The 274-nt window shown below is 61.4% G+C and carries 1 pseudogene; it reads left to right on the top strand.

Features of this window, described 5'->3' with window-relative positions:
- Positions 1-122: 122 nt before the first annotated feature.
- Positions 123-274, top strand: a pseudogene (locus tag ACQ4LH_RS21375) (PepSY domain-containing protein); the annotation flags it as partial.

The raw sequence follows: 274 nt of genomic DNA, 5'->3' as shown, positions 1-274 counted from the left end.
GTGCTTTACGCACCGTTTATGCGCCGCCTGAAATTCGCCAGGTACGCCGGGAGAAATCCGCCCGCACACGCTGGCTCGACCNAGTTCGTCTCGTGGGCTCGGCGCTGTGTATAAGCGACTGGTTTCTGGGCGTGCTGTTCTTGGTGGCGCTCATCTCTGGCGTGGTGCTTTACGCACCGTTTATGCGCCGCCTGAAATTCGCCGAGGTACGCCGGGAGAAATCCGCCCGCACACGCTGGCTCGACCTGCACAACCTGMTCGGTATCGTCACCCT

It is taken from the genome of Pseudomonas peli (genome assembly GCF_050563605.1).
Lineage (GTDB): Bacteria > Pseudomonadota > Gammaproteobacteria > Pseudomonadales > Pseudomonadaceae > Aquipseudomonas > Aquipseudomonas peli_A.
Note: the sequence above shows the minus strand (reverse complement) of the source record. Positions and strands in the feature narration are given on the sequence as shown.